General features: G+C 71.1%; 4 protein-coding genes. All 4 read left to right on the plus strand.

Annotated features, from left to right (window positions below):
* Positions 1-1830: bifunctional 5-dehydro-2-deoxygluconokinase/5-dehydro-2-deoxyphosphogluconate aldolase (locus tag GIY56_RS18040; RefSeq protein ID WP_154766219.1), on the plus strand; the 1830-nt coding region annotated here is incomplete at its 5' end.
* Between the two features lie 62 nt (positions 1831-1892).
* A complete protein-coding gene (gene iolD, locus GIY56_RS18045) occupies positions 1893-3731 on the plus strand; it encodes a 3D-(3,5/4)-trihydroxycyclohexane-1,2-dione acylhydrolase (decyclizing) (RefSeq protein WP_154766222.1) in 1839 nt (612 codons plus the stop codon).
* Between the two features lie 12 nt (positions 3732-3743).
* Positions 3744-4655, plus strand: coding sequence for a myo-inosose-2 dehydratase (gene iolE / locus GIY56_RS18050; RefSeq protein ID WP_154766220.1), 912 nt, complete (start codon positions 3744-3746; stop codon positions 4653-4655).
* Positions 4656-4726: 71 nt separating this feature from the next.
* Positions 4727-5465: 5-deoxy-glucuronate isomerase (gene iolB / locus GIY56_RS18055; RefSeq protein ID WP_154766221.1), on the plus strand; the 739-nt coding region annotated here is incomplete at its 3' end.

The following is a 5465-nucleotide window of genomic DNA, read 5'->3' on the forward strand; positions in this document are numbered from 1 at the left end:
TTTCGCAAGTACATCGGCGGCAGTCCGACGAACATCGCCTGCGGGACGGCGCGGTTGGGGCTCAGGTCGGGGCTGATCACGCGGGTGGGGGACGAGCACATGGGGCGGTTCATCCGCGAGCAGCTGGTGCGCGAGGGGGTGGACGTGCGGGGCGTGGCGACCGATCCCGCGCGGCTGACGGCGCTGGTGATCCTGGGGATCCGGGACCGGGAACAGTTCCCGTTGATCTTCTATCGGGCCGACTGCGCGGACATGGCCTTGTGCGAGGACGACATTGATGAATCCCTGATCTCCGAGGCCCGCGCGGTGCTGGCGACGGGGACGCATCTGAGCCATCCGCGCACCGAGGCCGCGGTGATCAAGGCGCTGGAGCTGGCCCGCAAGCACGGGGCGCGGACGGCGCTCGACATCGACTACCGCCCGAACCTGTGGGGGCTGGCGGGGCACGGGGACGGCGAAAGCCGCTTCGTGGAAAGCGCGGCGGTGACGGCGCGGCTGCAAGGGACGCTACACCGCTTCGACCTGATCGTGGGCACCGAGGAGGAGTTCCACATCGCCGGCGGGACGACCGACACGGTTGCCGCCCTGCGGGCGGTGCGCGCGGTGAGCGATGCCACCCTTGTGTGCAAGCGGGGCGCGGCGGGCGCGGTGGCCTTCACGGGCGCCATTCCGGACACGCTGGACGCGGGCGAGGCGGGACCGGGCTTTCCCATCGAGGTGTTCAACGTGCTGGGGGCGGGAGACGGCTTCTTCTCGGGGCTGATGAAGGGCTGGCTCGATGGCGAGCCGTGGCCCCGCGCGCTGGAATACGCCAATGCCTGCGGGGCGCTGGCGGTTTCCCGCCACGGCTGCACGCCCGCCTATCCGAGCCTCGCGGAGCTGGAGTTCTTCCTGAAGCGCGGCGTGGTGCGCCCGGATCTGCGCAATGATGCAGAGCTGGAGCAGGTGCACTGGGCCACCAACCGCCACCGGCGCACCGGGGGCGACTGGTCCACGATGCGGGTCTTCGCCTTCGACCACCGGATGCAGTTGGAAGACCTGCCGGGATACACGCCCGCCAGGGGCGGCGCCTTCAAGGAGCTGTGCCTGCGCGCCGCGCTGCAGGTGCAGGCGGGCCGGGCGGGCTATGGCATCCTGTGCGACAACCGCATCGGGCGCGACGCGCTGCACGCGGCCTCGGGCACGGGCCTCTGGATCGGCCGGCCCGCGGAATGGCCCGGATCGCGGCCCCTGGCGCTGGAGCCGGAACTGGGTCTCGACTGCGGCGGCCTGGAAGGGTGGGCGCGCGAGAACGTGGTCAAGGTGCTGTGCTTCTGCCATCCCGACGACGACGAAGGCACCCGCGCGGCGCAGGAGGAGACGGTGAAGCGCCTGTGGGAGGCCGCGCGCAGGAACGACCTGGAGTTCCTGCTGGAGATCATCCCCTCGAAGGTCGGCCCGGTGGACAACGAGACGACGGCCACGCTGATCCGGCAGTTCTACGCGGCGGGGGTGTATCCCGACTGGTGGAAGCTGGAGCCGATGACGGAACCCGTGGCCTGGCGCAAGGCCATCGCCGCCATCGAGGCGCACGACCCCCACACCCGCGGCATCGTGGTGCTGGGCCTGGACGCCCCCGAGGCGGAGCTGGCCGAGAGCTTTGCCGTGGCCGCCGGCTTTCCGCTGGTGCGCGGCTTTGCCGTGGGGCGCACGATCTTCGGGGCGGTGGCGCGGGCCTGGCTGGAGGGCGATCTGGCCGACGAGGAAGCGGTGAACGAGATGGCGCGGCGCTACGCGCGGCTGTGCGGGCTGTGGGACAAGGCGCGGGCCAGCGCGCGGGTGGCGGCATGAACCGGCCGCTGAACGAAGGCCGTGCGCGGCCTGCCATGACGGAAGACGCGAAAGGGGCGGAGATGGGCGCGACGATCAGGCTGACGGCGGCGCAGGCGATGATGCGCTGGCTGTCGGTGCAGATGACGGAAGACGGCGAGCGGTTCGTCGAAGGCGCTTGGGCGATCTTCGGGCACGGCAACGTGGCGGGCATCGGCGAGGCGCTGCACGGGATCGGCGACGCCTTCCCGACCTGGCGGGGCCAGAACGAGCAGACCATGGCGCATGCCGCCATCGCCTTCGCCAAGGCCAAGGGGCGCAGGCGGGCGCAGGCCGTGACAAGCTCCATCGGGCCGGGGGCCACCAACATGGTGACGGCCGCCGCGCTGGCGCATGTGAACCGGCTACCGGTCCTCTTCATCGCGGGCGACGTGTTCGCCTCGCGCCGCCCCGATCCGGTGCTCCAGCAGGTCGAGGACTGGGGCGACGGCACGGTCTCGGCCAACGACTGCTTCCGCCCGGTGGTGCGCTACTTCGACCGCATCGCGCGGCCCGAGCAGCTGTTGACCGCGCTGCCGCGCGCGCTGCGGGTGATGACCGATCCGGCCGATTGCGGTCCCGTGTGCCTCGCCTTCTGCCAGGACACCCAGGCCGAAGCCTGGGACTGGCCCGAGGCGTTCTTCGAACCGCGGGTGTGGCGCATCCGCCGCCCCGAACCCGACGCGGGCGAACTGGCCCGGGTGGCGGACCTGATCCGGGGGGCCAGGCGTCCCGCCATCGTCGCGGGCGGCGGCGTGATCTATTCGGGGGCGGAAGCCGCGCTGTCGGCCTTTGCCGCCCGCCACGGCATTCCGGTGGCCGAGACGCAGGCGGGCAAGGGGGCCTTGGCGCAATCCGATCCCCTGAGCTTCGGCGCCTCGGGCGTGGACGGCGCGGCGGCGGCCAATGCGGTGTTGCGCGAGGCCGATCTGGTGATCGGGGTCGGCACGCGGCTGCAGGACTTCACAACCGGCTCGCGGACGCTGTTTGCCCCCGAGGCGCGGTTGGTGTCCATCAACGTGCAGGGCTATGACGCGATGAAGCACGGGGCCGAGCCGCTGGTGGCCGACGCGCGCGTGGCGCTGGAGCGGCTGACGGCGATGCTGGGGGACCACAAGGCCGCCTTCGATCCCGCCCCGCGCGCGGCCTGGCTGGCCGCGGTGGATGCCCATTGCGCCGCGCCCGGCGACACGAACGCCCTGCCCACCGACGCCCAGGTGATCGGCGCCGTGCAGCGTGCCGCCCCGGACGCCATCGCCATGTGCGCGGCCGGCACCATGCCCGGGGCGCTGAAGCTCCTCTGGCAGCCCGCGCAGGGCGGCTACCACATGGAATACGGCTACAGCTGCATGGGCTACGAGGTGGCGGGGGCGATGGGGATCAAGCTCGCGCGCCCGGACCGCGAGGTGATCTGCTTCGTGGGCGACGGCAGCTACATGATGGCGAACTCGGAACTGGCCACCGCGGTGATGCGCCGCGTGCCCTTTACCGTGGTGCTGACCGACAACCGCGGCTATGGCTGCATCAACCGGTTGCAAGCCAACTGCGGCGGGGCCGCGTTCAACAACATGTATGCCGATTGCAATGTCGCCGACCAGCCCCGGATCGACTACGTGGCGCACGCAGGCTCCATGGGCGCGCACGCGGTCAAGGCCGCGGGCATCGCCGATCTGGAAGCGCAGATCATCGCCGCCCGCGGCAGACCCGTCCCCACGGTGATCGTGATCGACACCACCGCCAAGGACGGCCCGGCCCACGGCCTGACGGACGAGGCGGGCCACTGGTGGGACGTGGCGGTGCCCGAAGTCGGCGACACCCCCCGCCTGCGCGAGGCCTACGCGACATACCTGCAAAACGCCGCCCGCGCGCGGCTGGTGAACTGAGGGACAAGCCCCATGATCCGCTATGGCACCAACCCGATCGCCTGGGCCAACGACGACGACCGAAGCATCGGCGCCCATATCCCGACCGAACGGATCCTGGAGGAAGCGGGCCGGATCATCGGCTTTGACGGCATCGAGAACGGCCACCGCTGGCCCGACGACCCGCAGGCGCTGAAGGATCTGCTGGGGCAATACGGGCTGGCCTTCGTGTCGGGCTGGTATTCGACGGAACTGCTGACGCGCAGCGTGGAGGACGAGATCAGGGCCGTCCAGCCGCACCTGGCCAGGCTCAAGGCCAACGATTGCCGGGTCTGCATCGTCTGCGAATGCTCCAACACCGTGCACGGCAACCCCGCCGTGCCGGTGAACGACCGCCCGCGCCTGTCGGACGATCAGATGGCCGCGTTCGGCGCCAAGGTCGAGGAATTTGCGCAATACCTCGCCTCGCAGGGCGTGACCCTGGCCTATCACCACCACATGGGCACGGTGGTCGAAAGCCCTGCCGAGATCGACGCCTTCATGGCCGCGACCGGTCCCGCCACGCATCTGCTGTTCGACGCGGGCCATTGCGCCTTCGGCGGCGGCGACCCCGAGGCGGTGCTGCGCCGCCACGCCGCCCGCGTGGCCCATGTCCACGCCAAGAACATCCGCCCCGACGTGACCGCCCGGGTGCGCGCCGAGAACCTGTCGTTCCTCCAGGGCGTGCTCGCCGGCGCCTTCACCGTGCCGGGCGATCCGCAAGGCGCCATCGACTTCGTGCCCTTGCTGCGCATCCTGGCGGATAGCGGCTACGACGGCTGGCTGGTGATCGAGGCCGAGCAGGACCCGACGGTCCGCGACCCGCTGGAATACCAGTCCATGGGGCTGCGCGCGCTCAAGGCCGCCGCCGCCGAGGCCGGGCTGGACCGGGCGGCCGCCGCCTGAACCCGCGTCCCGCGAAGGCCGGGGCGCTGCCCCGGACCCCGGGATATTTGAACCAAGGCAAAGGAGCCGCCATGCCCGACCTTCTTCGCAGACCCTTCGGCACCCGTGGCGAGGTGCACCGCATCACCCCCCAATCCGCAGGCTGGCGCTACGTGGGCTTCGCGCTCCACCGCCTGCGCGCGGGCGACAGCGTCACTGATGCCACCGGCGGGCGCGAGGCGATCCTGGTCCTGGTCGAGGGCCGCGCCCGCATCACCGCCGCGGGCCAGGACTGGGGCGAGATGGGCGAGCGCATGGATGTCTTCGAAAAGACCCCGCCCCATTGCCTGTATGTCCCCCCCGGACAGGACTGGCAGGCGGTGGCCGCCACCGACTGCACGCTTGCCGTCTGCACCGCGCCGGGCCAGGGCAACCACCCCGCCCGCCGCATCGGTCCCGACGCCATCACGCTGACGCGGCGCGGCACGGGCACCAACACCCGCTGGATCAACAACATCGCCATGGAAGCCGAAGCCTGGTGCGACTCGCTGCTGGTCACCGAGGTCTTCACCCCCGCCGGCCACTGGTCCTCCTACCCCTCCCACCGCCACGACGAGGACGACTTTCCCCGCATCACCTATCTCGAGGAAACCTATTACCACCGCCTGAACCCCGCCGACGGATGGGCCGTCCAGCGCGTCTATACCGACGACGGCGCGCTTGACGAAACCCTGGCCGTGCGCGACGGCGACGTGGTCCTCGTCCCCCGCGGACACCACCCCTGCGCCGCACCCCACGGCTTCGACCTTTACTACCTCAACGTCATGGCAG

The organism is Paracoccus lichenicola (genome assembly GCF_009708075.1).
Lineage (GTDB): Bacteria > Pseudomonadota > Alphaproteobacteria > Rhodobacterales > Rhodobacteraceae > Paracoccus > Paracoccus lichenicola.